Raw genomic sequence first — 25,436 nt, forward strand, 5'->3', positions numbered from 1 at the left:
CTTCGACAGTGCCTACGCAAGAAATGCGATCTTTTCAGGGCAATAAGCCCTTTTTCTCTCTGGGCAGAACTGACAGAAAATTGTCCCGTGCGACTTTTCGCGCAACGTCTTCAGGCAAGGCGTCGAGAAACGGATCAAAGCTGTGCATTTCCTGACCGAGCTTGTTGAAACGTCCCACCACATCGGAGCCCAGCATGAACCGCTCCGGGAAGCGCTCCACCAGTTTCAGCCATTCCTCCCGAGGCTTGCCCTGTTCATCCAGCAGATAGGGCGTGAGCATGCTCCACGACAGGTCGATGAACAGGTTCGGGTAGGCCTCGAGCATTCGGGTCAGGGTCGGCAGCAGGAAATCCAGCTGGGTCTGGTGCCGATGGATCTCGACGCTGGTGCCGGCGTGGGCCCAGATAAACCGCGTGTGCGGGTGATTACGCAGCGGCTCTTCGACTTCCGCGAGGTACAGCGGATTTTTCTCACGCTTGGAGGTGATGTTGGAATGCAGCATCACCGGCAAGTCGTTCTCGGCGGCGAGGTGATAGATGCGCGTCATCGCTTCATTGTTGGCGCGCGGCGTATCACCAGAGGTCAGCGCCGTCAGGTCATCGTGCCGGGTAAAGACTTCGCCGATGCCCTGCCACAGCCCCGGATTGAGATCGAGCATGCGCTGGATGTGCGCCTCGGAGTTTTTATCGTTGGGGTTGAAGCCTGACAGGAACGGGTGAAAACGCTGACGTTGCTCGGGCGTGAGTTTGTTCACCGCAGCAGCAACGATCACGTCGGTCGCGCTATACCAATAAGCGTCGGCGTCGTCACCGGCGTAATAACGCGGGCGTTTGGGTTCGTCTTCATGCCATTTCTTGGCCACCGGGATGCCGGAAATCATCACATGATCGATGGAGTTGTCAGCCATCGCCTTGAGCAATGTCGGCATTCCCGCCGTTTCCTGGAAGAAATCCACGTAATGCAGGTGCGCATCGCTGTAGGCGTATTCGCGGGCGTTGGCGACAGCGCTGCAAAGCAGCAACAACCAGGCAAGGCGCAAGCAGGTCTGGGGCACGGGCATTCTCCAGGGGCATTAGCGACATAGACCCCACGGCGCCAACCAGGGTTCAGCCGGCAACAAAGTGGAACGCAGCACAGCACACATGCTCTATACCTTCAGGGTCCGTTTTTGCTCGAATGACTTTTCCTACTGCCGAAGAGGTTTCCCATGACTGTTACCGTCAATACCGTTTCCAGTGAAGGCTTTCGTCACACTGTTCAGATCGATGATCACGAACTGTTCGCCGATGTGCCCGTCTCCGCGGGTGGTGAAGGCTCGGCGCCGGAGCCCCACGATTACTTCGACGCTGCCCTCGGGGCCTGCAAGGCGCTGACGCTGAAGATGTATGCCAAGAAGAAAGATATCCCACTGACCGGCGTCGGTGTCGAGGTCAAACGCGACAACAGCGAAGAGCAGAAAGGCAAATATGCGCTGCACGTTACCCTCACGCTGAAAGGTGTGCTCAGCGACGCTCAGCGCGAGGAACTGCTACGAGTTGCTGATCGTTGCCCGATTCATAAACTGATGACCACCACCGACGTCACCATCGAAACCCACGCCCCACAAGGCTTCGACAGCCAGTAATCACCACGATGTCAGCGGCGGGTTATGCTCTGCGCATCACCCGCCCAGCCTGGAATGCAGCATGAACACGCCCCTCGTGATCCGCCCTCGCGCCGAAGATGTCGAAGGCCAACCGATTCTTCGCCCGTTGCCGTCAGCCAAATGCCGCAGCGTCGGGCCTTTCGTGTTTTTCGACCACATGCTCGAAACCCGGTATCCGCCGGGCAAAGGCATGAACATCCGACAACATCCACACATCGGTCTGTCGACCCTTACCTATTTGTTCCAGGGGCAAATCCAGCATAAGGACAGCCTTGGTTCCGATCAGGTTGTAGGCACTGGAGATGTCAGCTGGATGACTGCGGGCAGCGCGATTGCCCACGTTGAACGCACGCCCGAAGCGCTGAAAGACAGCGACTTCACGATGCACGGCCTGCAGATCTGGCTGGCATCGCCCAAGGAGCATGAGCAGGGTCCGGGGCATTACAGCCATCACCCGGCCGCCACGCTGCCGGTCAGCGATAACCTCGGGGTGAAGATTCGGATGATCGCCGGGTCAGGCTTTTGCCTGGAATCGCCGGTGCCGGTGCTTTCTCCTACGTTGTATGCCGAACTGAACCTGCAAACCGCGACGACGTTGCTGATCCCCACCGAGCATGAAGAGCGCGCACTGTATGTGCTCGACGGCGAGGTGCAACTCGATGGCGAGCTGATAGAACCGCACGCGTTGGTGGTGTTGCCGGTCGGGGAAGAGATGACATTGTTTGCCGAGAGCGATTGTCACGCCGTGTTGTTCGGCGGTGCGCCGCTGGACGGGCCGCGGCGGATCAACTGGAATTTTGTGGCGAGCGATCCAGCGGCTATTGATGAAGCTCGCCGGCGTTGGGCGGCCGGGGATTGGCCGACGGTGCCGGGGGAAAGCGAGCGGATCGAACTGCCCCGCTGACATGATCGTTCCCACGCTCTGCGTGGGAATGCAGCCCGGGACGCTCTGCGTCCCATTGGAACGCGGAGCGTCCCTGGAGGCATTCCTTTGCTGCGCGTGGGAACGATCATCAGCCCTTGAACACTTCATCCAGCAGATTGTGCATTGACACAAACGCCCGGGTGGCAGTCTTCGCGTCATACATCATCTTGCCCGGTACATTGGCGTGCGGGTCGGTGAACGAGTGCACCGCGCCGCCATAGCTCAGCAGTTGCCAATCCACGCCCGCCGCGTTCATTTCCGCTTCGAAAGCCGGCAGTTGCTCTTTCGGCACCAATGGATCGGACGCCCCGTGCAGCACCAGAACCGAACCCTTGATGTTTTTCGCATCGTTCACGTTTGGCGTATCCAGCGAACCATGGAACGATACCGCCGCTTTCACTGGTGCGCCGCTGCGGGCCAGTTCCAGCGCACAGCAACCGCCAAAGCAGAAACCGAAGGTCGCCAGTTTCGAGGTATCAACCACCGCTTCGCCCTGCCCTTGCAGTTGCTCGAAAGCCGCTTGCATACGCTGACGCAATAAACCACGGTCATTCTTCAGCGGCATCATAGCCGCGCCCGCTTCGTCGCCGTTCTGCGGACGCGCCGACTGGCCATAGAGGTCGGCAATCAGCACCACAAAGCCCTTGGAGGCCACCGACCTGGCGATCTCTTCGGCACCGGCGCTGATACCCATCCAGTTCGGCGCCATCAACAGCCCCGGGCGCGGCCCTTTGTGATCGGCATCAAAGGCCAGGCGGCTTTCGTAAGACTGGCCATCAAGCTGATAGACCACGGAACGCACAGTGACTTGGCTCATCTCAAACTCCCAAGACGCAAGAATAAAAAAACCCGCCGAAGCGGGTTTTTGTACAACGCAGTTAAACCGACAGTTCAACCAACAGCTTGTTGAGACGGCGCACGTAGGCTGCCGGGTCTTTCAAGCTGTCGCCAGCCGCCAGGGCCGCCTGATCGAACAGGATGTGCGACAGGTCGCCGAAACGCTCGTCGCTCTGTTCGGCGTCGAGTTTCTCGATCAGCGGGTGAGCCGGGTTGAATTCGAAGATCGGCTTCGAATCCGGAACCTTCTGCCCGCTGGCTTCGAGGATCTGACGCATCTGCATGCCCAGGTCCTGCTCGCCGATCGCGAGGATCGCCGGGGAATCGGTCAGGCGATGGGAAACCCGGACTTCGGCGACGGAATCGCCCAGTGCGGTTTTCAGACGCTCAACCAGACCTTCTTTGGACTTGGCGACCTCTTCCGCGGCTTTCTTGTCCTCTTCCGAGTCCAGGTTGCCCAGGTCCAGGTCACCGCGCGCCACGTCGACAAAGCTCTTGCCGTCGAAGTCGCTGAGGTAGCTCATCAGCCACTCGTCGATACGGTCGGTCAGCAGCAGCACTTCGATGCCTTTCTTGCGGAAGACTTCCAGGTGCGGGCTGTTTTTGACTTGGGCGTAGGTTTCGCCGGTCAGGTAGTAGATCTTGTCCTGACCTTCCTTGGCGCGGGCCAGGTAGTCAGCCAGACCGACCACTTGCTCGCCTTCTTCGCCCTGAGTGGAAGCGAAACGCAGCAGGCCAGCGATTTTCTCTTTGTTGGCGAAATCTTCAGCCGGGCCTTCTTTCATGACCTGGCCGAAGTTTTTCCAGAAGCCCTTGTATTGCTCAGGCTCGTTCTTCGCCAGTTTTTCCAGCATGTCCAGAACGCGCTTGGTCAGCGCCGACTTCATCGAATCGATGATCGGGTCTTTCTGCAGGATTTCCCGCGACACGTTCAGCGACAGATCGTTGGAATCGACCACACCTTTGATGAAGCGCAGGTACAGCGGCAGGAACGACTCAGCCTGATCCATCACGAACACGCGCTGCACGTACAGCTTCAGGCCTTTCGGCGCTTCACGCTGGTACAGGTCGAACGGAGCACGGGTCGGCACATAGAGCAGCGAGCTGTACTCCAGCTTGCCTTCGACCTTGTTGTGGCTCCAGCTCAGCGGGTTTTCGAAATCGTGAGCGATGTGCTTGTAGAACTCCTGGTATTCCTCGTCCTTGATCTCGGTGCGAGGACGGGTCCACAGGGCGCTGGCGCGGTTGACGGTTTCCCATTCAACGGCCGGAGCCTCTTCGCCTTCAACGGCGGCCACTTCTTTCGGCAACTCGATCGGCAGAGCGATGTGGTCGGAGTACTTCTTGATGATGTTGCGCAGGCGCCAGCCATCAGCGAACTCGTCTTCACCGGACTTTAGGTGCAGAACGATACGGGTGCCGCGCTCGGCTTTCTCAACGGTGGCAACTTCGAAGTCACCCTCGCCTTTGGACGACCAATGCACGCCTTCGGAAGCGGCAGCACCGGCGCGACGGCTGAACACGTCAACTTTATCGGCAACGATGAATGCCGAGTAGAAACCCACACCGAACTGACCGATCAGGTGCGAATCTTTCTTCTGATCGCCGGACAGGTGCTTCATGAAATCGGCCGTGCCGGACTTGGCGATCGTCCCCAAATGGGTGATCGCGTCTTCGCGGCTCATGCCGATACCGTTGTCTTCGAGGGTGACGGTTTTCGCGTCCTTGTCGAAGCTCACACGGATTTTCAGTTCGGCGCCACCTTCCAGCAACTCAGGCTTGGACAGGGCTTCGAAACGTAATTTGTCGACAGCGTCAGAGGCGTTCGAGATCAACTCGCGAAGGAAAATTTCCTTGTTGGAATACAGCGAATGGATCATGAGGTGCAGCAGTTGCTTCACCTCGGTCTGGAAGCCCAGGGTTTCCTTTTGAGTTTCCACACTCATGGTCATCAAACTCCAATCAGATGGCAGTGGCCGTGACCTTCAGGGTCGACGGCGGGTTGTCATCAGAGTTTGGGGCTGAGTTCAGGATTTCAAGGGCTCTTCGATTTTGAAATGGCCTCGGGCGGTGGCAATCGGCTCGGCTTCGGTGCTTTGCCAGGCTGTCACCGCCACGTTGGCCACCCGCCGCCCCTGCCGACACACCTGACAGTGTGCCCAGGTATCGCGAAATTGCCCGGCACGCAGATAGTCGAGGGAGAAGTCGATGATCTTCGGCACACCCGGCGAGCCAGTGAAAATCAGCAGGTGCAGCGCCGCCGAAAGCTCCATGAAACCGGCAATTACACCGCCGTGGATCGCCGGCAATAAAGGGTTACCGATGTTGTCCTTGTTGGCCGGCAGGCGAAACAGCAGCTCATCGCCGACCCGGGAACATTCGATGCCGATCAATTTGGCATAGGGAATCAGGTGCAGCAGCGAGGCGTAGTCGCCTTGCGCGTGGGCCTGTTGCAGTTGTTCCTTGAACGAGTCAGTCATTTCGCAGCTCCGGCGATGGCGCCACCAAAACCTTTGGTGCCCTTGATGCCCTTGCCCATGCGCATGAATGTGCCGACCACGTGAGCGATGGGCTGCTCAGGGTCGTCCTGATACGCAAAGCCCCGGGCGAAGATCACATCGGTGGTCACCCGGTAGCATTGGGCGAAACCGTAGACATCCTTGTGCGGCTCGGCGGCGTGCATGTAGTCGATGCGCAGGTCGAGGGTCGGGCAGACTTCGAATTCCGGTAACACGCACAGGGTCGACATGCCTAAAGCGGTGTCCATCAGCGACGTCAGAGCACCACCGTGAATGACGCCGGTTTGCGGGTTACCGACGATTTGCGCGCTGTAGGGCAGGACGACCGTTAGTCCGTCCGTACTCGCGCTGTGAACTCGTAAACCGAGCACCTGACAATGTCGCAGTGCCGATAAAAATCGCGTCGCACGCTCAAAAACGGGGTTTTCGGCCATTGGATAAGAACTCTTCTTAGTATCGGGTGAACGCATTTGGCTATCAGGTAAAAGTTCCATCGCACTTAAACTTATATATCTGTATGAAATGAGGAACTTATCGCTGACGGCTGTGCTCGAAAGGCCAGTAGATATTTTCCATAAGGAGAAACACCCCATGCGTAAGACTTTAGCTATTGCCTTGATGTTGACCGCTTCCCTCGGTCTCGCTGCTTGCGATAAAAAATCCGAGGACAAAGCTCAAGATGCTAACCAACATGCTGAGCAAGCTCAGCAAGACATGAACAAAGCTCAGGATAAAGTGAACGACGCTGCGAAAGAAAACGCCGAAGCTGCCAAAGCTCAGGCTGAATCGAACAAAGCAGCCACTCAGGAGTCCGCTCCGGCCGCTCCTACCGAAGCACCTAAAAACTAAAACAGTTTTTAGCGTGATAAAAGAAAACCCGCCAAGTGCGGGTTTTCTTTTGCCTGGAATTTACCGTTACAGCAACTTTATCCGCCGCTAGTTGGCTGCGGCTGAAAGGCACAATCACCCGGATAGCCCGGCCGACCATCACACACGGTCAAACAGCCCACCTCGTTTTTGAACTTGGCGCTGACGGACAATGGATAACCGTAGTCCGGCGTTATCACCTTCAATGACGAGGCGCAGGACGTCTGCGTATTGAAGCGAAAGGTGATGGTTTCCCGCCGTTCACGACGCTGAAACAACAACGCAAAGGTGTGGCCGCTGTTCCACATCGACTTGCTCGGCACCACGAAACGATAGTGCTGCTCGTCCAGCCGCTGGCCAAACACCTTGTACTCGCTGCGCCCGGTATCGACCTTGGGCACCGGATAGGGAATCGGCAGCATGTAGGGAAGCCCGGTCAGCCCCATGTCGACATCCAGGCCCTTCTGGAAATAAGGCACCTCGATATGAGGGAAGCCGCTGTAGGTGATTCGGTCATCGGCATGAAACTGACTTTGGGACGGCTTGTAATCCGGAGCCAATGCAAAGGCGACATCAAACGTCAGCAACGCCTGGCTTGCGTCCAGGTTTTCGGACAGGAATTCCCTGTCGTGCCCGCTCCCCTGACTGACGCAACCACCCAGCGACACGGCGATACCGATCAGCAGCAAGACGCCACGACCCGTTAGTGAGTTTTTCATCAGGCTTAGCGCTCGGAAAGAGGTAATGCGGGGCCGAGGCCACGACCGACCAACTCCCACGAGCCGTTTTTGGCCTGCCAGTGGAAGCGCGTTGCGAACCAGGCAATCGTCATGTCCTGGGCCAGACGCTTGTTATCTATGCCTGGCAGGCCGTCCTTGTGTGCCTGAACTGCCTGGGCGTAAGCGGCATGGTGAATGTCGGCCAGTTCGCCGACGTTGGCATCGGCCGGCAACTGATAGGCAGCGTTAAGGCCATCCTCACGCCCGCCGACCAATATTTGTTTGAAGTTCAGGAACGCCGCCAGCCGATTGTCCGGGGACACCGACATCAGTGTGCCCCCAGAGCTGTAGACCTTGGCCTTGTAGCGGGTGTCAAACCACAGCACTTCGCCGGTATTGGTATCCAGCGCACGGCCGGACTCCCTAAACAGCAAAACCTCCTCACGCCCTGGTTGCGGCACGCCCCAGTCGGGATGTTTCAGATCGTTGATTGGGCTTAACAGGCGCGACAAGGGCACACCATTTTGTACGCTAATGAGCAGCGTACCGACGCCGCTATAGCCCGAGGTGACCGCCAACAGCATGGGCTGACCTTCGCTCAACGCCTTGATCGGCCGCACACCCCCGACTTCCCAGGAACCGAAGGGCCTGTACTTGCGGGAACGAAAACTGATAGACAGCTGCGGTCCGTAGCCACCAAGCCTCTCTGAGGATGTCGGCGGGACAACCAGGAAATCGCCGAACCGCCTGGCCTCGGGCTTGGGCTCGACGGGCACAGCGGATGGCGAGGCCTGCGCTAACGCACTGCCCGCCATCAAGGCCCATACCCACCAGCCGCGTCGGCGGCGTGGTGGCTGACACGTTTGAAATCCGTTCAAGAACTGCCTTCCATGAGAAACCGAAGCCGGACGTTACAACGCCATCACACAGCTGCGCAATATGCCCCGGCCTTTCGCGCTAGAGCAAAATGGTCCTGAACGTCGGGCTGATCATCAGCAACAGCGAGCACACCAGCCCGACCAGCCACACCAGGCTGCGCTGCCACGCAAGATCGCCCCAATAACACAGTAAATAGAGGATGCGCGTGATCACGAAGATGATCGCCAGCGAGTCGATCAGCCACCCCGCCGTCTGCGTGGTGTGCGCCATCAGCACGCCCACTGCAAACAAGATGAACGCCTCAAAACAGTTCTGATGAGCCGCCACCGCGCGAGCACCGAAACCGGTGAGTTGCGCCTGTTGCTGGCGCGGCAGGTGATTGTTGTAACCGCCCTGCTCTTTCATCGCCTTGGCCACCGGCATGCGGGCCACGTAGATCAGCAATGCGCTGATAAACACACACCAGAACGGAATACTCATCAAGCGGCCTCTTTGTTGGCTTCGGGCAATGGCGCCTCTGTAGGGGTATAGACCATCACGTCGAGAACGTCGGAATGAAACTCCCGGCGATACAACACCAGCACCACCCCGGCGCTCATCAACATGAACAGCCAGGGGCTGACGAACCACGCCAGCATGGTCATGCCGAAATAGTACGAGCGCAGGCCGAAGTTGAACTGGTTGGCCGCCATCGAAATCACCCGCGCCGCCCGTGCCGCAAAGGCTTTGCGCTCCTGCTCGGAGACATGCCGCTCACCGATCATCGGCGCCGAGCCGACCAGGATTGCCGCGAAGTTGTACTGGCGCATGCACCAACTGAAGGTGAAGAACGCATAGACGAAGACCAGCGCCAGGCACAGCAACTTGATCTCCGACATGCCCTGGGACGCCTGCTGCACCATGGGGATATCCGCCAGCAACGACACTGCCCTTTCGGAGGCGCCGAGCACGGTGAGAATGCCCGCCAGGATAATCAGCGTGCTGGAGGCGAAGAACGAGGCGTTACGCTCCAGGTTGCCGATCACGCTGGCATCGGCGATACGGTTATCGCGCAGCAACATGCGGCGCATCCAGTCTTCGCGGTACAGGTGCAATACGCTGGCCAGGCACGCGGTATCGCGGCCCTTCCACGTCGCATAACGGGTGTAGCCGCCCCAACAGATGACAAACCAGAGCGCGGCGAGCAGGTGGATCAGGTTGGCGTGGATGAACGACATGCAATTCCCTGTAAGACGTTGGCAGAACGTGTAGGAGCGAGGCTCGCCCGCGAAGGCGTCGTGTCAGACGACATCACGGTGGCTGATACGACGCCTTCGCGGGCAAGCCTGGCTACTACAGGTAGTGGTTCGACGCTGGTTCGCAGGAAAAGACACTGCCTCACGCCCATAAAAAATGCCCCGTATCGATTGATACGGGGCATTTCTGTTTTGACCTGCTGCCCGCTTGTGACGGGCGATCAGGTTTACGCCAACGCTTCGGCGCGCTTGCCGAGCATACGGTCGCACACGGCCGCAACCACGAGGGTCATGACCGACGGCACCAGCCACGCCAGACCTTGCTCGCTCAGCGGCAGGTGCGACAGCTGCGTCGGCATCCAGTCCGCCAGGCCCGCGCCCTTGAGCGCGTCGATCAGGCCGAAGATGAACGACACCAGCATCACCGGACCGACGATGCGCCCCTGTTCACGCCAGAAGTCCTTGCAGAAGCTCAAGGCGACCAGGGCGATGCACGGCGGGTAGATCGCGGTCAGCACCGGGATCGAGAACGCGATCAGCTTGGTCAGGCCCAGGTTGGACACGAACAGCGAGAACACCGCCAGGATAATGACCAATGTCTTGTAGGACAGTGGCAGCACCCGGCTGAAGTATTCGGCACAAGCGCACGTCAGGCCGACCGCGGTCACCAGGCAGGCCAACGAGATCAACACCGCAAGGAAACCGCTGCCCAGCGAACCGAAGGTGTGCTGCACGTAGGCGTGCAGGACCGCCGCGCCATTCGCGGCACCGGCGGCCACTTCATGGCTGCCCGAACCGAGACGAAACAGGCTGACGTACACCAGCGCCAGGCCCACGCCGGCAATCATCCCGGCAATGATCGCGTAACGGGTGATCAGGGCTGGCGACTCGACGCCGCGGGAACGAATGGCGTTGACGATGACGATGCCGAACACCAGCGCACCCAGGGTATCCATGGTCAAGTAACCATTGATGAAACCCTGGGAGAACGGTGCCGCCACGTATTCCGGCGTAGCCACGCCAATGTCACCGGCCGGCAGGGCGAACGCGGCAATACCGAGCACGGCCAGGGCGATGATCTTCAGCGGCGCGAGGAAACGCCCTACGGTGTCCAGCAGGCGGCCCGGGTACAGCGAGATGAAGAACACCAGCAGGAAGTACACCGAGCTGTAGAGAAACAGCGCTAGCGGGCTCTCGCCGGTCAATGGCGCCAGACCGACCTCGAAGGATACGGTGGCCGTGCGCGGGGTGGCGAACAGCGGGCCGACCGCCAGGTAGCACGCGGCGGCCAGAATGCCCCCGGCGACTTTGCCGATCGGGCTGCTCAAGGCATCCATGGCACCGCCAACCTTGGCCAGGGCAACCACGGTGATCACTGGAAGGCCGACCGCTGTGATCAGGAAACCCAGCGCCGCCATCCAGACATTAGGCCCGGACTGCAAACCGACGATAGGCGGGAAGATGATGTTGCCAGCCCCGACAAACAGGGCAAACGTCATAAAACCAAGTGCCAGGATGTCCTGGCCTTTCAACACTTTCATTAAGGAAATACCACACTACTGAATCGGAATTTAGAGAGGGATTTCCCTTATGGGTGAGGGAAATGCTGTCGATCCGTATAGGACCAACCCGTTTAGCGCGTAGCGGCCTTGTGGGCGGCGGACGCAAAAATGGCTGCTAGCCTAACGAATTTGCCTGACAAACGCACTGTTAGAGGGCGAACTATCCGATACGCGACATTTCCGTGTCGCGTTTACATATCTAATTTTCCACCTCAGGTCAGATTGTTCCCACGCTCTGCGTGGGAATGCATCCCGCGACGCTCTGCGTCGCATTCGAAGGCGGAACGCGGAGCGTCCCCGGCGGCATTCCCACGCGGAGCGTGGGAACGATCACCCGGAAACGACAAAGGCCACCCGAAGGTGGCCTTTGCCTGGTGAAGCGTCAGCTAAGCGCGAGGCTTATTTGATCGCCCAACCGGTCAGCTCGGACAAAGCCTTGCCGATGTCTGCCAGCGAACGCACGGTTTTAACGCCTGCGTCTTCCAGGGCAGCAAACTTCTCGTCTGCAGTGCCCTTGCCGCCAGAGATGATTGCGCCAGCATGGCCCATGCGCTTGCCTGCAGGGGCAGTCACACCAGCGATGTAGGAAACAACCGGCTTGGTCACGTGTGCCTTGATGTAGGCAGCCGCTTCTTCTTCAGCCGAACCGCCGATCTCGCCGATCATTACGATCGCTTCGGTCTTCGGGTCTTCCTGGAACAGCTTCAGGATGTCGATGAAGTTCGAACCCGGGATCGGGTCACCGCCGATGCCGACGCAAGTCGACTGACCGAAACCGGCGTCAGTAGTCTGCTTCACAGCTTCGTAGGTCAGGGTGCCGGAACGGGAAACGATACCGACTTTGCCTGGCAAGTGAATGTGACCTGGCATGATGCCGATCTTGCATTCGCCTGGAGTGATCACGCCTGGGCAGTTAGGACCGATCAGGACTACGCCCAGTTCGTCGCACTTGACCTTGGCATCCAGCATATCCAGGGTAGGAATGCCTTCAGTGATGCAAACGATCAGCTTGATGCCGCCGAACGCTGCTTCCAGGATGGAGTCTTTGCAGAAAGGAGCTGGAACGTAGATAACGCTGGCGGTGGCGCCAGTGGCAGCTACAGCATCTTTCACGGTGTTGAACACTGGCAGACCCAGGTGCTCGGTGCCGCCTTTACCAGGAGTAACGCCACCAACCATCTTGGTGCCGTATTCGATGGCTTGCTGGGTGTGGAAACTACCTTGCGAACCGGTAATACCCTGGCAGATAACTTTGGTGTCTTTATTGATCAGGACGCTCATTATTTGCCCTCCGCAGCTTTGACAACTTGTTGAGCAGCGTCGGTCAGGCTGGTAGCAGCGATGATGTTCAAACCGCTTTCTGCCAGTACTTTAGCGCCCAGCTCAGCGTTGTTACCTTCAAGGCGAACAACAACCGGGATTTTCACGCCGACTTCTTTCACTGCACCGATGATGCCTTCGGCAATCATGTCGCAACGAACGATGCCGCCGAAGATGTTGACCAATACTGCAGCGACGTTAGTGTCGGACAGGATGATCTTGAACGCTTCGGTAACGCGTTCTTTGGTAGCACCGCCGCCCACGTCGAGGAAGTTGGCTGGTTTGCCGCCATGCAGGTTGACGATGTCCATGGTACCCATGGCCAGGCCAGCACCGTTGACCATGCAACCGATGTTGCCTTCCAGTGCTACGTAGTTCAGTTCGAACTTGGCAGCGTGCGCTTCGCGCGGATCGTCTTGCGACGGATCGTGGAAAGTCTTCAGCTTAGGCTGACGGTACATGGCGTTGGCGTCGATGTTGATCTTGGCGTCGAGGCAATGCAGATCGCCGTCAGCCTTGATCACCAGCGGGTTCACTTCCAGCAGAGCCAGGTCGTGATCCTTGAACAGCTTGGCCAGACCTACGAAGATCTTGGCGAACTGAGCAACTTGCTTGCCTTCCAGACCCAGCTGGAATGCCAGCTCGCGACCCTGGAATGGCTGAGCGCCAACCAGTGGATCGATCGTGGCTTTCAGGATTTTTTCTGGAGTGTCGTGAGCGATTTTCTCGATGTCCACGCCACCTTCGGTGGAAGCCATGAACACGATGCGACGGCTCGAACGGTCAACGACAGCGCCCAGGTACAGCTCTTTAGCGATATCAGTGCACGATTCAACCAGGATCTTGGTGACTGGCTGACCATTGGCATCAGTCTGGTAAGTCACCAGACGCTTGCCCAACCACTGTTGAGCAAATGCTTTGGCGTCTTCTCTGCTGCGAACCAGCTTAACGCCGCCCGCTTTACCGCGACCACCTGCGTGAACCTGGGCTTTGACAACCCATTCGGTCCCGCCGATTTTGTCGCACGCTTCTGCTGCTGCTTCCGGGGTGTCTACGGCGAAACCCTGGGATACTGGCAGGCCGTACTCAGCGAACAGCTGCTTACCCTGATACTCGTGAAGATTCATGCTTATTACCGTCTTCGTTAGGTACTGCGCATTCGGTGCTGCACTGTTGAAGTGCCGCACCACCTGTGACTGCTGCTTGCGTAGGTGTTCCGGATAACCGGTGAGACTACGCAAGGCTGCGTCCGGCGGACATTCCGCGGTGAGTCTTGCACGCAAGGCTCACGACGGGCCTTCCGCCGTGGTTTCTTATTGTCTTGTCTTAACGCTTCTTGCGGTTGGCGATGTGAATGGCGCCGCCATTCACTGCCAGAGCCGCTTCGTGCAAGGCTTCGGACAGGGTCGGATGGGAGAAAACCATCATGCCCAGGTCTTCGGCACTGGTGCCGAACTCCATACCGATCGCGCCCTGCTGAACCAGTTCTGCAGCGCTCGGGCCAATCACGTGGACGCCCAGTACGCGGTCAGTCTTGGCATCAGCAATGACTTTCACGAAACCGCCGGTATCGTTGGCTGCCATGGCACGGCCACTGGCGGCGAACGGGAAAGTGCCGACGTTAACTTCAACGCCTTCAGCTTTCAAGGTTTGCTCGGTTTTACCGACCCACGCGATTTCCGGGTGAGTATAAATAACAGACGGGATCAGGTCATAGTTGATCTGGGCTTTGTGGCCCTTGATACGTTCTACAACCATGATGCCTTCTTCGGACGCCTTGTGCGCCAGCATCATGCCGCGAACCACGTCACCGATTGCGAAAACGCCCGGAACGCTGGTAGCGCACTGGTCGTCAACGAAAACGAAGCCACGTTCGTCGATGTTCACACCGCTGTCAGCTGCCAGCAGCTCAGTGGTCACCGGACGGCGACCAACGGCAACGATCAGCTTGTCGAAGGTGATGTTCTGTTCGCCATTGGCATCGGTGTAGTTCACAACGACTTCGTCGCCGTTCACTTTGGAACCGGTGACGCGAGCGCCCAGCTTGATGTCCAGACCTTGTTTGGTCAGGGTTTTGTAGGCTTCTTTGGAAACTGCTTCGTCAGCTGCTGGCAGGAACTTCTCCAGGGCTTCCAGAACAGTCACTTCAGCGCCCAGACGGGACCAGACCGAACCCAGTTCCAGACCGATCACGCCAGCGCCGATCACGCCAAGACGCTTAGGTACGGCTGCGAATTCCAGTGCGCCGGTCGAATCGACGATCACGTTCTGGTCAACCGGAGCCGGTGGAATGTCGATTGGACGCGAGCCCGAAGCCAGGATCACGTTCTCGGCTTCGATGATTTCAACGGTGCCGTCTGGCTTGGTCAGCTCGACTTTCTTGCCGGCCAGCAGTTTGCCGTGGCCTTGCAGGGAAGTAACGCCGTTGGCCTTGAACAGGGTGGCAACGCCAGAGGTCAGGCCTTTGACGATGTTGGCTTTACGGCCAACCATTGCCGCCACGTCCATGGTCACGCCAGCGTGATTGATACCGTGGATCGCGAAGCCTTCTTTGGCTTCCTTGTATTTCCAGGAGCTGTCCAGCAGCGCCTTGGATGGAATGCAGCCGACGTTCAGGCAAGTACCGCCCAGGGCCAGTTTGCCTTCCTTGTCGGTGTATTTCTCGATGCAGGCAGTGCTGAGACCCAGTTGCGCTGCTTTGATGGCAGCCACGTAGCCGCCAGGGCCCGCACCGATCACTACTACGTCAAATTTCTGCGACATTCAAAAAATCCTCTTTTGGCAACAAGCTTGAAGCCGCAAGCCTCAAGCCAGGCTGCAATTGCTTGCAACCTGAAACTTGAAACCTGCAGCTGCTTCTATCAGATATCCAGCAGCAAACGAGCCGGGTCTTCCAGCAGGTTCTTGATGGTAACCAGGAAGGTCACAGCTTCTTTGCCATCGATCAGACGGTGATCGTAGGACAGAGCCAGGTACATCATCGGACGGATAACGACCTGACCGTTGATCGCCATAGGACGCTGCAGAATGTTGTGCATGCCCAGGATGGCCGCTTGCGGCGGGTTGACGATCGGCGTCGACATCATCGAACCGAAGGTACCACCGTTGGTGATGGTGAACGTACCACCAGTCATTTCGTCCATCGACAGCTTGCCGTCACGCGCCTTCTTGCCGAAAGCAGCGATGCCGCCTTCGATTTCAGCCAGGCTCATCAGTTCGGCGTTACGCAGGACCGGTACAACCAGGCCGCGGTCGCTGGAAACAGCCACACCAACGTCGGCGTAGCCGTGGTAAACGATGTCGGCACCGTCGATCGACGCGTTGACAGCCGGGAAGCGTTTCAGCGCTTCGGTAGCTGCTTTGACGAAGAACGACATGAAGCCCAGGCGTACGCCATTGTGGGACTTCTCGAACAGGTCCTTGTACTTCGAACGCAGGGCCATGACTTCGGTCATGTCGACTTCGTTGAACGTGGTCAGCATCGCCATGTTCGACTGAGCTTCGACCAGACGCTTGGCAACGGTGGCCCGCACGCGGGTCATCGGTACGCGCTTCTCGATGCGGTCGCCAGCGGCGAACACAGGAGCGGCGGCAGCCGGAGCAGCAGCCTTGGCAGGCGCGGCAGCCGGAGCGGCTTTCTTGGCAGCAACAGCAGCGACGACGTCTTCCTTGGTCACACGACCGCCTTTGCCAGTGCCGGCAACGGAAGCGATGTTGATACCGTTTTCTTCAGCCAGCTTGCGAGCAGCCGGTGCAGCAACAGGATCGTCTTCGCCTTCGGCAGCCGGGGCAGCGGCTTGTGCAGCGGCCGGAGCAGCGGCAGCAGCCGGAGCGGCAGCAGCAGCGCCACCCTCTTCGATCGAGCCCAGGACTTCGTCGGACAGAACGGTGTCGCCTTCGTTCTTGACGATAGCGCCCAGCACGCCGTCAGCGGTGGCCAATACTTCCAGTACCACTTTGTCGGTTTCGATATCGACGATCAGGTCATCACGCTTGACGGCGTCGCCTGGTTTTTTGTGCCAGGTGGCAACGGTGCCATCGGCAACCGATTCCGGGAAAGTGGGGGCTTTGATTTCGATAGCCATTATCTGTGGGTCCTTAAATTCGGTTTCAGGTGCGCGAAGGCGTTAAACAGTAAAGGCGTCTTGCAGCAGTTTTTCCTGCTGCTCAGCGTGCATCGATGCATAACCACAAGCAGGTGCAGCAGAAGCATCACGGCCGGCGTACTCGAGAACGAGCGCCTTGTTGTGATTGCCCACGATGCGGCGCATGTGGTGTTGGCTGCAGTACCAGGCACCCTGGTTCATCGGCTCTTCCTGACACCAAACGATATGTTTGAGGTTGGTGTACGGAGCCAGGACTTCGTTCAAGTCGTCCTCAGGGAATGGGTACAGCTGCTCGATACGCACGATGGCGATGTCATCACGACCTTCGGCACGGCGTTTTTCCAGCAGGTCGTAGTAGACCTTGCCGCTACACAGAACAATGCGCTCGACCTTTTTCGGGTCCAGAACATCGATTTCCGGGATAACGGTCTGGAACGAACCTTCGGCCAGATCTTCCAGGGTCGATATGGCGAGCTTGTGACGCAACAGCGACTTCGGAGTCAGAACGATCAATGGCTTGCGCAGCGGGCGAATCACCTGACGACGCAGCAAGTGGTAGATCTGGGCCGGCGTGGTCGGTACCGCTACCTGGATGTTGTGCTCGGCGCACAGTTGCAGGTAACGCTCCAGACGTGCCGAAGAGTGCTCCGGACCCTGACCTTCATAACCGTGCGGCAGCAGCATGGTCAGACCGCAGAGACGGCCCCACTTGTGCTCGCCACTGGTGATGAACTGGTCGATTACCACCTGGGCACCGTTGGCGAAATCGCCGAACTGGGCTTCCCAGATCACCAGCGCTTCAGGCGTGGTGGTCGAGTAACCGTATTCGAACGCCAGGACGGCTTCTTCGGACAGGAACGAATCGTACAAGTCGAAACGTGGCTGGCCTTTGTACAGGTTCTGCAGCGGAATATAGCTGCCGGCATCTTTCTGGTTGTGCAACACGGCATGACGGTGCGAGAACGTACCGCGGCCGATGTCCTGGCCAGTCATGCGGATCGGGTGACCTTCGAACGCCAGGGTCGCGTACGCCATGGTTTCGGCGTAACCCCAGTTGATCGGCAGGCCGCCGACTTGCATTTTCTGACGGTCTTCGTAGATCTTCGAGACTTGGCGCTGAACCACGAAACCTTCTGGAATTTCCAGCAGCTTGGCGGACAGTTCCTGCAAGGTTTTCAGGTCGAAACGCGTGTCGTGACGTGCAGTCCAGGCGTGGCCCAGGTACGGACGCCAGTCCACGAACAACTCTTTGTTCGGCTCTTTGACCAGGCTTTTCACAACATGCAGACCGTTGTCCAGCGCATTGCGGTATTCGTCGATCTTGGCTTGCACGCGCTCATCATCCACCACACCGGCCTGGGTCAGGCGTTCGGCGTACAGCTCACGGGTGGTGCGCTGCTTGGTGATCTGCTGGTACATCAGAGGCTGGGTGCCGCTAGGCTCGTCAGCTTCGTTGTGGCCGCGACGACGGTAGCAGACCAGGTCGATTACCACGTCACGCTTGAACTGCATGCGGTAGTCGATGGCCAGCTGGGTCACGAACAACACGGCTTCCGGATCATCGCCATTCACATGGAGGATCGGCGCCTGGATCATTTTCGCAACGTCGGTCGCGTACTCGGTGGAGCGCGAGTCTTCCGGGTTGCTGATGGTGAAACCGACCTGGTTGTTGATCACGATGTGCACGGTGCCGCCGGTTTTGAAACCGCGGGTCTGCGACATCTGGAAGGTTTCCATCACCACGCCCTGACCTGCGAATGCAGCATCACCGTGGATGGAGATCGGCAGGACTTTTTCACCGGTAGGGTCGTTACGACGATCCTGACGGGCACGGACCGAACCCTCGACCACTGGAGAAACGATTTCCAGGTGGGACGGGTTGAAGGCCATGGCCAGGTGAACTTCACCGCCGGTGGTCATGACGTTGGACGAGAAGCCCTGGTGATATTTAACGTCACCGGAACCCAGCTCGACCTTCTTCTTGCCTTCGAACTCGTCGAACAGCTCGCGCGGGTTCTTGCCGAAGGTGTTGACCAGCACGTTGAGACGGCCACGGTGGGCCATGCCGATCACGATTTCCTTGGTGCCGTAGGAGCCGGAACGCTGGATCAGCTCATCGAGCATCGGAATCAGGCTCTCGCCGCCTTCCAGGCCGAAACGCTTGGTACCCGGGTATTTGGTGCCCAGGTATTTTTCCAGACCTTCGCCGGCAGTGACGCGCTCGAGCAGGTGGCTCTTGATGTCGGCGGAGTACGTCGGACGGCCGCGCACGCTTTCCAGACGCTGCTGGAACCACTGGCGCTGCTCGGAATCGGTGATGTGCGTGAATTCAGCGCCGATGGTGCGGCAATATGTCTGCTGCAACGCTTCGTGAATTTCGCGTAGGCTCGCCTCCTCTTTGCCGATGAACAGGTCGCCGGCACGGAAGGTCGTATCAAGATCGGCATTGGTCAAGCCGTAATGATTGATCGACAGGTCTGCAGGTGCAGGACGCTGCCACAGCCCCAGCGGGTCAAGCTGGGCTGCCTGGTGGCCACGCATACGGTAGGCCTGGATCAATCGCAGCACTTCAACTTGCTTCTTCTCGTGCTCACTGCTCACGCTCCCGGCGGAAACCGGTTGGGCGCGGCGCTGGTTCTTTGCCAGCAAGACGAAATGATCGCGAATTGTGGAGTGCGAAACATCGGTGGCAGTGTTGCCGTCAGCAGGCAACTTCTGAAAGTAGGTGCGCCACTCTTCTGGCACAGCGTTAGGGTCGTGCAGGTAGAGCTCATAGAGCTCTTCCACATAGGCAGCGTTACTACCGGATAGGTAGGCGCTGTTCCACATGCGCTGCATCACGCTTTCTTGCATGCTTGGTCACCCTCGGTTAGGGGAACACCACCGGCGTCGACACCGAGCAAACTTGCAGAAGTCCGAATGCAGCGACTAAAACAAGCCACTTAGGATCACGCTGATAGTCCGGGTACCAGCCCGGATGCCCCTGCTTGTCTCATTTCTTCAAAATAAGAGCCGCAGCTTTATGGGCTGCTGCCCAGGTTAAAACTACGGCGCCGGTTGAAGCCTGCGCCGTAGCATCTACGGGTACAACGGTCCTGCAGTTACAGCCTGTATCACACGCCGCTTTGCAGCAGCATGTTACGTACGTGACCGATGGCCTTAGTCGGGTTCAGGCCTTTCGGACAGACGTTGACGCAGTTCATGATCCCGCGGCAGCGGAATACGCTGAACGGGTCATCCAGCGAAGACAGACGCTCGGCAGTCTTGGTGTCACGGCTGTCTGCCAGGAAGCGGTACGCTTGCAGCAGGGCAGCTGGACCCAGGAACTTGTCCGGGTTCCACCAGAAGGATGGGCAAGAGGTCGAGCAGCAAGCGCACAGGATGCACTCGTACAGACCGTCGAGCTTTTCACGCTCTTCCGGGGTCTGCAGACGTTCGATGGCCGGAGCCGGCGTGTCGTTCTGCAGGAATGGCTTCACCTTCTCGTATTGCTTGTAGAAGATGCTCATATCGACGACCAGGTCACGAATAACCGGCAAACCTGGCAGCGGACGAACGATCAGCTTGTTACCTTTTACGACAGCGGACAGCGGCGTGACGCACGCCAGGCCGTTTTTGCCGTTGATGTTCATGCCGTCGGAACCGCAAACACCTTCACGGCAAGAGCGACGATAGGAGAAACCCTCGTCCTGCTCTTTGATCAGGGCCAGCACGTCCAGCACCATCAGGTCTTTACCACCGGTATCGACCTGGAATTCCTGCATGAACGGCGCGGCGTCCTGATCAGGGTTGTAGCGATAAACACTGACTTTCAACATGGCAGCCACCCTTAATAAGTCCGAATCTTAGGTTCAAAAGTCGGAACAGTCTTCGGCGAGAAGTTCACGGCACGCTTGGTTACGCGCTTGTCACCCGGGAAGTACAGGGTGTGGCACAGCCAGTTTTCGTCGTCGCGATCTTCAAAGTCTTCACGGGCGTGAGCGCCGCGGGACTCTTTGCGGATTTCTGCAGCGATGGCGGTGGCTTCGGCCACTTCCAGCAGGTTCTGCAGTTCCAGGGCTTCGATACGAGCGGTGTTGAACGCCTGGCTCTTGTCGTTGATCTTGACGTTGGCGATACGGCCACGCAGATCAGCGAGTTGGGCAATACCCTTCTGCATGTATTCGCCGGTACGGAACACACCGAAGTAGTTCTGCATGCAGCTTTGCAGCTCTTTACGCAGGGTAGCGACGTCTTCGCCTTCGGTACGCGAGTTCAGGCCATCGAGACGTGCCAGGGCAGCGTCGATGTCGGACTGGCGTGGGCGAGCGTAGTCGACGCCTTCTTTCAGGGTCTGTTCCAGGAACAGGCCGGCAGCACGACCGAATACCACCAGGTCGAGCAGCGAGTTGCCGCCCAGACGGTTGGCACCGTGAACCGATACGCAAGCCACTTCACCTACCGCGAACAGACCAGGAATGATCTGGTCAACGCCTTCAGCGTCCTGGGTGATCGCCTGGCCATGAATGTTGGTCGGCACGCCGCCCATCATATAGTGGCAGGTTGGAACGACCGGGATCGGCGACACGGCTGGATCGACGTGGGCGAAGGTCTTGGACAGCTCCATGATGCCTGGCAGACGGCTGTGCAGAACCTCTTCACCGAGGTGATCGAGTTTCAGCATTACGTGGTCGCCATCCGGACCGCAACCGTTGCCGGCGATGATTTCCTTAACCATCGAGCGAGCAACTACGTCACGACCAGCCAGGTCTTTCGCGTTCGGAGCATAACGCTCCATGAAACGCTCGCCGTGCTTGTTGATCAGGTAACCGCCTTCACCGCGGCAGCCTTCTGTAACCAGTACACCAGCGCCGGCGATACCGGTCGGGTGGAACTGCCACATTTCAATGTCTTGTACCGGCACGCCAGCACGCAGGGCCATGCCGACGCCGTCACCGGTGTTGATCAGGGCATTGGTGGTGGACGAGTAGATACGACCTGCACCGCCGGTCGCCAATACGGTGGCGTTCGCGCGGACGTAGGAGGTTTCGCCAGTTTCGATGCAGATGACGATCATGCCGACAAAGGCACCATCTTCGTTCTTCACCAGGTCGACGCCGTAGTATTCGTTGAGGAATACGGTGCCGGCCTTGAGGTTGGCCTGGTACAGGGTGTGCAACAGTGCGTGACCGGTACGGTCGGCAGCGGCGCAGGTACGGGCAGCCTGGCCACCTTTACCGAAGTCTTTCGACTGACCGCCGAACGGACGCTGGTAAATGCGGCCCTGTTCGGTACGGGAGAACGGCAAGCCCATGTGCTCGAGCTCGAAAACCGCTTCCGGGCCTACGGAACACATGTATTCGATAGCGTCCTGGTCACCGATATAGTCGGAACCCTTGACGGTATCGTACATGTGCCAGCGCCAGTCATCGTTCGGATCTGCCGAGGCGATGGCGCAGGTGATGCCACCCTGGGCGGATACGGTGTGCGAGCGAGTCGGGAAAACCTTGGTGACTACGGCAGTCTTGTGACCGCCTTGTGCCAGTTGCAGCGCAGCGCGCATGCCGGCACCGCCGCCGCCAATGATAATGGCGTCGAACGAAAGCGTATTAACTGTATTAGACATGAATCAGATACCCCAAAGAATCTGCACACCCCAGACGAAGTAGGCGAACATCGCAACGCCGCATACTGCCTGGAAGAGGAAACGTACTGCAGTCGCGGACTTGCCCAGCGCCATCGGCGTCAGGTAGTCGGTCGCGATGGTCCACATGCCAACCCAGGCGTGTGCGCCCAGGGCCACGAGGGCCAGCAGACTGAAGATACGCATTCCGTTGCTTGCAAACAGCTCATGCCATTGGACGTAGCCAATGCCAGGGTGGGTTGCGAGGTATCCGATCAGGAAGATGAAATAAGCCGCGAGAACAACCGCAGACACACGCTGTGCCATCCAGTCATAGAGGCCTGAACGCGACAGGTTCGTAACGCTGGTTACCATATCCAAACTCCCGCCAGAACGATCAACACCGCAGACACGGCGATAATGATTTTCGAGCCCAGCTTGCCGCCTTCCAGCGTCTCACCGATGCCCATGTCCATGATCAAGTGGCGCACACCGGCTACCAGGTGATACAGCAGAGCGGACAGGAGGCCCCATGCTACGAACTTGGCCAGCGGACTGGTCAAGGTTGCCTTCACGTCGGCAAAACCTTCCTCGGAACCCAAGGATTTGCTCAATGCGTACAGCATGAAGCCAATGCCCAGGAAGAGGATGATGCCGGAAACACGGTGAAGAAACGACGTAACGCCGGTGATGGGGAGTTTGATGGTCCTTAGGTCTAGGTTTACAGGTCGTTGGCTTTTCACGGCTTTTTTCACACTGAAGAGCCCCTAACAATCAGGGCAAAGTTGTTGGGGAGTGCACTGGTCAGGTAACCACCACCCAGGGATGCGACCCCCAGCGAAGCGGGCCCAAAAGCCCCTGGCGGTCGGTGGCCGAGTATAGACAGTTAGGCTACTAATGACAACGCAATCACCTTCCCCTAATAGCTCATTGCACAAGTCGGATAAAAGGCGTAAATGGCAGGTAATTTCGAGGAAAAAGTCCGGTTAAAGCCTTCTGGAGCAAGACTTTAGGCAAATTGACATTCGAATTTATCTCACTATAGTGGTGCGGGCCCTGCGTGGGGGGTCTGTCTGATGATTTCAAGCATAAATAGGAGGCCACATGGCTGACAAAAAAGCGCAGTTGATCATCGAGGGCGCAGCCCCCGTCGAGCTGCCCATTTTAACCGGCACCGTTGGTCCCGATGTAATTGATGTTCGGGGCCTGACGGCCACGGGCCGTTTCACCTTTGACCCTGGCTTCATGTCGACCGCCTCCTGCGAGTCGAAGATCACCTATATCGACGGCGACAACGGCATCCTGCTGCACCGCGGCTACCCGATCGAACAACTGGCTGAACAGTCGGACTACCTGGAAACCTGCTATCTGCTGCTCAACGGCGAATTGCCGACCGCAGAACAGAAGGCCCAGTTCGTCAGCACCGTGAAGAACCACACCATGGTCCACGAGCAGTTGAAGACGTTCTTCAACGGCTTCCGTCGCGACGCCCACCCAATGGCCGTCATGTGCGGTGTAGTCGGCGCCCTCTCGGCCTTCTACCACGACTCCCTCGACATCAATAACCCGCAGCATCGCGAAATCTCCGCGATCCGCCTGGTTGCCAAGATGCCGACCCTGGCAGCGATGGTTTACAAGTACTCCATGGGCCAACCCATGATGTACCCGCGCAACGACCTGACGTACGCGGAAAACTTCCTGCACATGATGTTCAACACCCCGTGCGAGATCAAACCGATCAGCCCGGTACTCGCCAAGGCCATGGACCGGATCTTCATCCTCCATGCCGACCACGAGCAAAACGCATCGACTTCCACCGTACGCCTGGCAGGCTCTTCGGGGGCCAACCCGTTCGCCTGTATCGCCGCCGGTATCGCTGCACTGTGGGGCCCTGCCCACGGCGGTGCGAACGAAGCCGTGCTGAGCATGCTCGATGAAATCGGCGATGTGTCGAACATCGACAAGTTCATCGCCAAGGCCAAGGACAAGAACGATCCGTTCAAGTTGATGGGCTTCGGTCACCGTGTTTACAAAAACCGTGATCCGCGCGCCACTGTGATGAAGCAGACCTGCGACGAAGTACTGAAGGAACTGGGGATCAAGAACGATCCGCAACTCGAACTGGCCATGCGCCTGGAAGAGATCGCCCTGACCGACCCGTACTTCATCGAACGCTCGCTGTACCCGAACGTCGACTTCTACTCGGGGATCATCCTCAAGGCGATCGGCATTCCGACCAGCATGTTTACCGTGATCTTCGCTTTGGCGCGGACCGTGGGCTGGATCTCCCACTGGAAAGAAATGCTCTCCAGCCCGTACAAGATTGGCCGTCCGCGCCAGCTGTACACCGGCTACGAGTCGCGTGATATCACCAAGCTGGAAGACCGCAAATAAGACCTGTCTTGCGATAACGTCTTAAAGTTGCACCGGGAACGGCCTCTATTTATTAGAGGCCGTTTTTGTTTGTGCTTGGTTATTGGGTCTTTGATCGGGGGCATATCCGTTGCTGCGGTAACGGCCGCTTATGGTTTCGCTCTTACAGCGAGTCACTTTCGAAAATCCGGAATGCCGGCCCAGGCGAAAGTAACCAAAGCGCTTTTGCCCCTGTCGTTCGGTGCCTCGCTGTGGCTCGGCATGCCCTCGCTCCGGTCCTGCTCCGTGGGCCCGCCGCCATCGGCCATCCATGGCCGGGGGCGGCTAACCCGGCATCCATGCCGGGTTGCCCACTGCGCAGAACCTCCACTCGGCCTCTCGAGGGGGCGTGCATCGCACCGCGAGGCGGCCTACCGGCCGGCCTGGCTCGGGGGTTGTGCGCGTACGCCAGTTACTGATCGTTCCCACGCTCCGCGTGGGAATGCATCCCGTGACGCTCCGCGTCACCATTGCGCAGAACTCAAGCCTCGCGTCGACAGCGGGACGCAGAGCGTCCCCGGCGGCATTCCCACGCAGAGCGTGGGAACGATCAGCAATCAGCCCCGCGCAGCGTCGTAAAGCAAGGTCGGCCCGTAGGCCGCCTCGCTTTGGCTTTTGATCTTGATCTTGATCTGCCCCGTCGGAAGGCCGAACGCAGGTTCTGCGCAGTGGGCACCGCGGCAGGGATGCCGCGGTAGCCGCCCCCGGCCATGGATGGCCGATGGCGGCGGGCCCACGGAGCAGGACCGGAGTGAGGGCATGCCGAGCCTGGGCGAGGCACCGTACGTCAGGGGCGAAAGCGTTTTGG

23 protein-coding genes are annotated in these 25,436 nt (G+C 58.5%); 4 read left to right on the plus strand and 19 right to left on the minus strand.

The annotated features are described in order from the left end of the window. Positions 1 to 34: 34 nt before the first annotated feature. Complete coding sequence (locus tag HKK53_RS11775) at positions 35 to 1,054, minus strand: amidohydrolase family protein (RefSeq protein WP_442962283.1); 1,020 nt, start codon at positions 1,052 to 1,054, stop codon at positions 35 to 37. Between the two features lie 153 nt (positions 1,055 to 1,207). On the opposite strand from HKK53_RS11775, the gene HKK53_RS11780 reads away from it, so the two are divergent. Then, positions 1,208 to 1,624, plus strand: coding sequence for an OsmC family protein (locus HKK53_RS11780; RefSeq protein WP_169370965.1), 417 nt, complete (start codon positions 1,208 to 1,210; stop codon positions 1,622 to 1,624). A gap of 61 nt (positions 1,625 to 1,685) precedes the next feature. Continuing rightward, entirely contained in the window at positions 1,686 to 2,549 is an 864-nt protein-coding gene (locus HKK53_RS11785; protein ID WP_169370966.1) for a pirin family protein, read from the plus strand. A gap of 109 nt (positions 2,550 to 2,658) precedes the next feature. Here the strand turns inward: HKK53_RS11785 and HKK53_RS11790 are convergent, their stop codons facing one another. The 4 genes from HKK53_RS11790 to HKK53_RS11805 form a co-directional block, all read right to left on the minus strand. Further along, complete coding sequence (locus tag HKK53_RS11790) at positions 2,659 to 3,387, minus strand: dienelactone hydrolase family protein (protein WP_169370967.1); 729 nt, start codon at positions 3,385 to 3,387, stop codon at positions 2,659 to 2,661. Between the two features lie 61 nt (positions 3,388 to 3,448). After that, on the minus strand, positions 3,449 to 5,353 hold the full coding sequence (gene htpG / locus HKK53_RS11795; RefSeq protein WP_149656962.1) for a molecular chaperone HtpG: 1,905 nt from the start codon (positions 5,351 to 5,353) through the stop codon (positions 3,449 to 3,451). A gap of 81 nt (positions 5,354 to 5,434) precedes the next feature. Next, the gene (locus HKK53_RS11800) at positions 5,435 to 5,887 is read right to left on the minus strand and encodes a PaaI family thioesterase (RefSeq protein ID WP_169370968.1); all 453 of its coding nucleotides are present in this window, start codon (positions 5,885 to 5,887) and stop codon (positions 5,435 to 5,437) included. Then, complete coding sequence (locus tag HKK53_RS11805; protein ID WP_169370969.1) at positions 5,884 to 6,360, minus strand: PaaI family thioesterase; 477 nt, start codon at positions 6,358 to 6,360, stop codon at positions 5,884 to 5,886. Before HKK53_RS11805 ends, HKK53_RS11800 begins: the two co-directional genes overlap by 4 nt. 157 nt (positions 6,361 to 6,517) lie before the next feature. Between HKK53_RS11805 and HKK53_RS11810 the strand changes: the two genes are divergently transcribed. Next, complete coding sequence (locus tag HKK53_RS11810; protein WP_123510564.1) at positions 6,518 to 6,775, plus strand: hypothetical protein; 258 nt, start codon at positions 6,518 to 6,520, stop codon at positions 6,773 to 6,775. A 77-nt stretch (positions 6,776 to 6,852) separates the two neighbouring features. Here HKK53_RS11810 and HKK53_RS11815 read toward each other — a convergent pair whose 3' ends face one another. From HKK53_RS11815 to sdhC, 14 genes are all read right to left on the minus strand, one after another. Then, on the minus strand, positions 6,853 to 7,512 hold the full coding sequence (locus HKK53_RS11815; protein ID WP_169370970.1) for a hypothetical protein: 660 nt from the start codon (positions 7,510 to 7,512) through the stop codon (positions 6,853 to 6,855). Between the two features lie 5 nt (positions 7,513 to 7,517). Next, on the minus strand, positions 7,518 to 8,390 hold the full coding sequence (locus HKK53_RS11820; RefSeq protein WP_237150775.1) for a hypothetical protein: 873 nt from the start codon (positions 8,388 to 8,390) through the stop codon (positions 7,518 to 7,520). A gap of 79 nt (positions 8,391 to 8,469) precedes the next feature. Continuing rightward, the gene (locus HKK53_RS11825; RefSeq protein WP_169370971.1) at positions 8,470 to 8,871 is read right to left on the minus strand and encodes an MAPEG family protein; all 402 of its coding nucleotides are present in this window, start codon (positions 8,869 to 8,871) and stop codon (positions 8,470 to 8,472) included. After that, complete coding sequence (locus HKK53_RS11830; protein WP_133836535.1) at positions 8,871 to 9,608, minus strand: DUF599 domain-containing protein; 738 nt, start codon at positions 9,606 to 9,608, stop codon at positions 8,871 to 8,873. The genes HKK53_RS11825 and HKK53_RS11830 overlap by 1 nt, the downstream gene beginning before the upstream one ends. A 245-nt stretch (positions 9,609 to 9,853) precedes the next feature. After that, complete coding sequence (gene brnQ / locus HKK53_RS11835; RefSeq protein ID WP_169370972.1) at positions 9,854 to 11,167, minus strand: branched-chain amino acid transport system II carrier protein; 1,314 nt, start codon at positions 11,165 to 11,167, stop codon at positions 9,854 to 9,856. Positions 11,168 to 11,587: 420 nt separating this feature from the next. Next, a complete protein-coding gene (gene sucD / locus HKK53_RS11840; protein WP_008148605.1) occupies positions 11,588 to 12,469 on the minus strand; it encodes a succinate--CoA ligase subunit alpha in 882 nt (293 codons plus the stop codon). Further along, positions 12,469 to 13,635: an ADP-forming succinate--CoA ligase subunit beta gene (sucC, locus tag HKK53_RS11845; RefSeq protein WP_092271323.1), complete on the minus strand. Its 1,167-nt coding sequence runs from the start codon at positions 13,633 to 13,635 to the stop codon at positions 12,469 to 12,471. The genes sucD and sucC overlap by 1 nt, the downstream gene beginning before the upstream one ends. A gap of 199 nt (positions 13,636 to 13,834) precedes the next feature. Continuing rightward, complete coding sequence (gene lpdA / locus HKK53_RS11850; protein ID WP_123409099.1) at positions 13,835 to 15,271, minus strand: dihydrolipoyl dehydrogenase; 1,437 nt, start codon at positions 15,269 to 15,271, stop codon at positions 13,835 to 13,837. A gap of 98 nt (positions 15,272 to 15,369) precedes the next feature. Then, positions 15,370 to 16,593, minus strand: coding sequence for a 2-oxoglutarate dehydrogenase complex dihydrolipoyllysine-residue succinyltransferase (gene odhB, locus HKK53_RS11855; RefSeq protein WP_054049461.1), 1,224 nt, complete (start codon positions 16,591 to 16,593; stop codon positions 15,370 to 15,372). A 42-nt stretch (positions 16,594 to 16,635) separates the two neighbouring features. Then, positions 16,636 to 19,467: a 2-oxoglutarate dehydrogenase E1 component gene (locus HKK53_RS11860; protein WP_169370973.1), complete on the minus strand. Its 2,832-nt coding sequence runs from the start codon at positions 19,465 to 19,467 to the stop codon at positions 16,636 to 16,638. Positions 19,468 to 19,727: 260 nt separating this feature from the next. After that, complete coding sequence (locus HKK53_RS11865; protein WP_133836531.1) at positions 19,728 to 20,432, minus strand: succinate dehydrogenase iron-sulfur subunit; 705 nt, start codon at positions 20,430 to 20,432, stop codon at positions 19,728 to 19,730. A gap of 11 nt (positions 20,433 to 20,443) precedes the next feature. Next, positions 20,444 to 22,219, minus strand: a complete 1,776-nt coding sequence (sdhA, locus tag HKK53_RS11870; RefSeq protein WP_169370974.1) for a succinate dehydrogenase flavoprotein subunit — start codon at positions 22,217 to 22,219, stop codon at positions 20,444 to 20,446. Positions 22,220 to 22,222: 3 nt separating this feature from the next. After that, positions 22,223 to 22,591 (minus strand): succinate dehydrogenase, hydrophobic membrane anchor protein, encoded by a 369-nt coding sequence (gene sdhD / locus HKK53_RS11875; RefSeq protein WP_133836530.1) that lies wholly within the window; start codon positions 22,589 to 22,591, stop codon positions 22,223 to 22,225. Continuing rightward, complete coding sequence (gene sdhC, locus HKK53_RS11880; RefSeq protein ID WP_178076575.1) at positions 22,585 to 22,971, minus strand: succinate dehydrogenase, cytochrome b556 subunit; 387 nt, start codon at positions 22,969 to 22,971, stop codon at positions 22,585 to 22,587. Before sdhC ends, sdhD begins: the two co-directional genes overlap by 7 nt. Before the next feature lie 349 nt (positions 22,972 to 23,320). Between sdhC and gltA the strand changes: the two genes are divergently transcribed. Continuing rightward, positions 23,321 to 24,610, plus strand: coding sequence for a citrate synthase (gltA, locus tag HKK53_RS11885; protein WP_169370975.1), 1,290 nt, complete (start codon positions 23,321 to 23,323; stop codon positions 24,608 to 24,610). The last annotated feature ends 826 nt before the right edge of the window (positions 24,611 to 25,436 follow it).

This window comes from Pseudomonas sp. ADAK7 (assembly GCF_012935675.1).
Lineage (GTDB): Bacteria > Pseudomonadota > Gammaproteobacteria > Pseudomonadales > Pseudomonadaceae > Aquipseudomonas.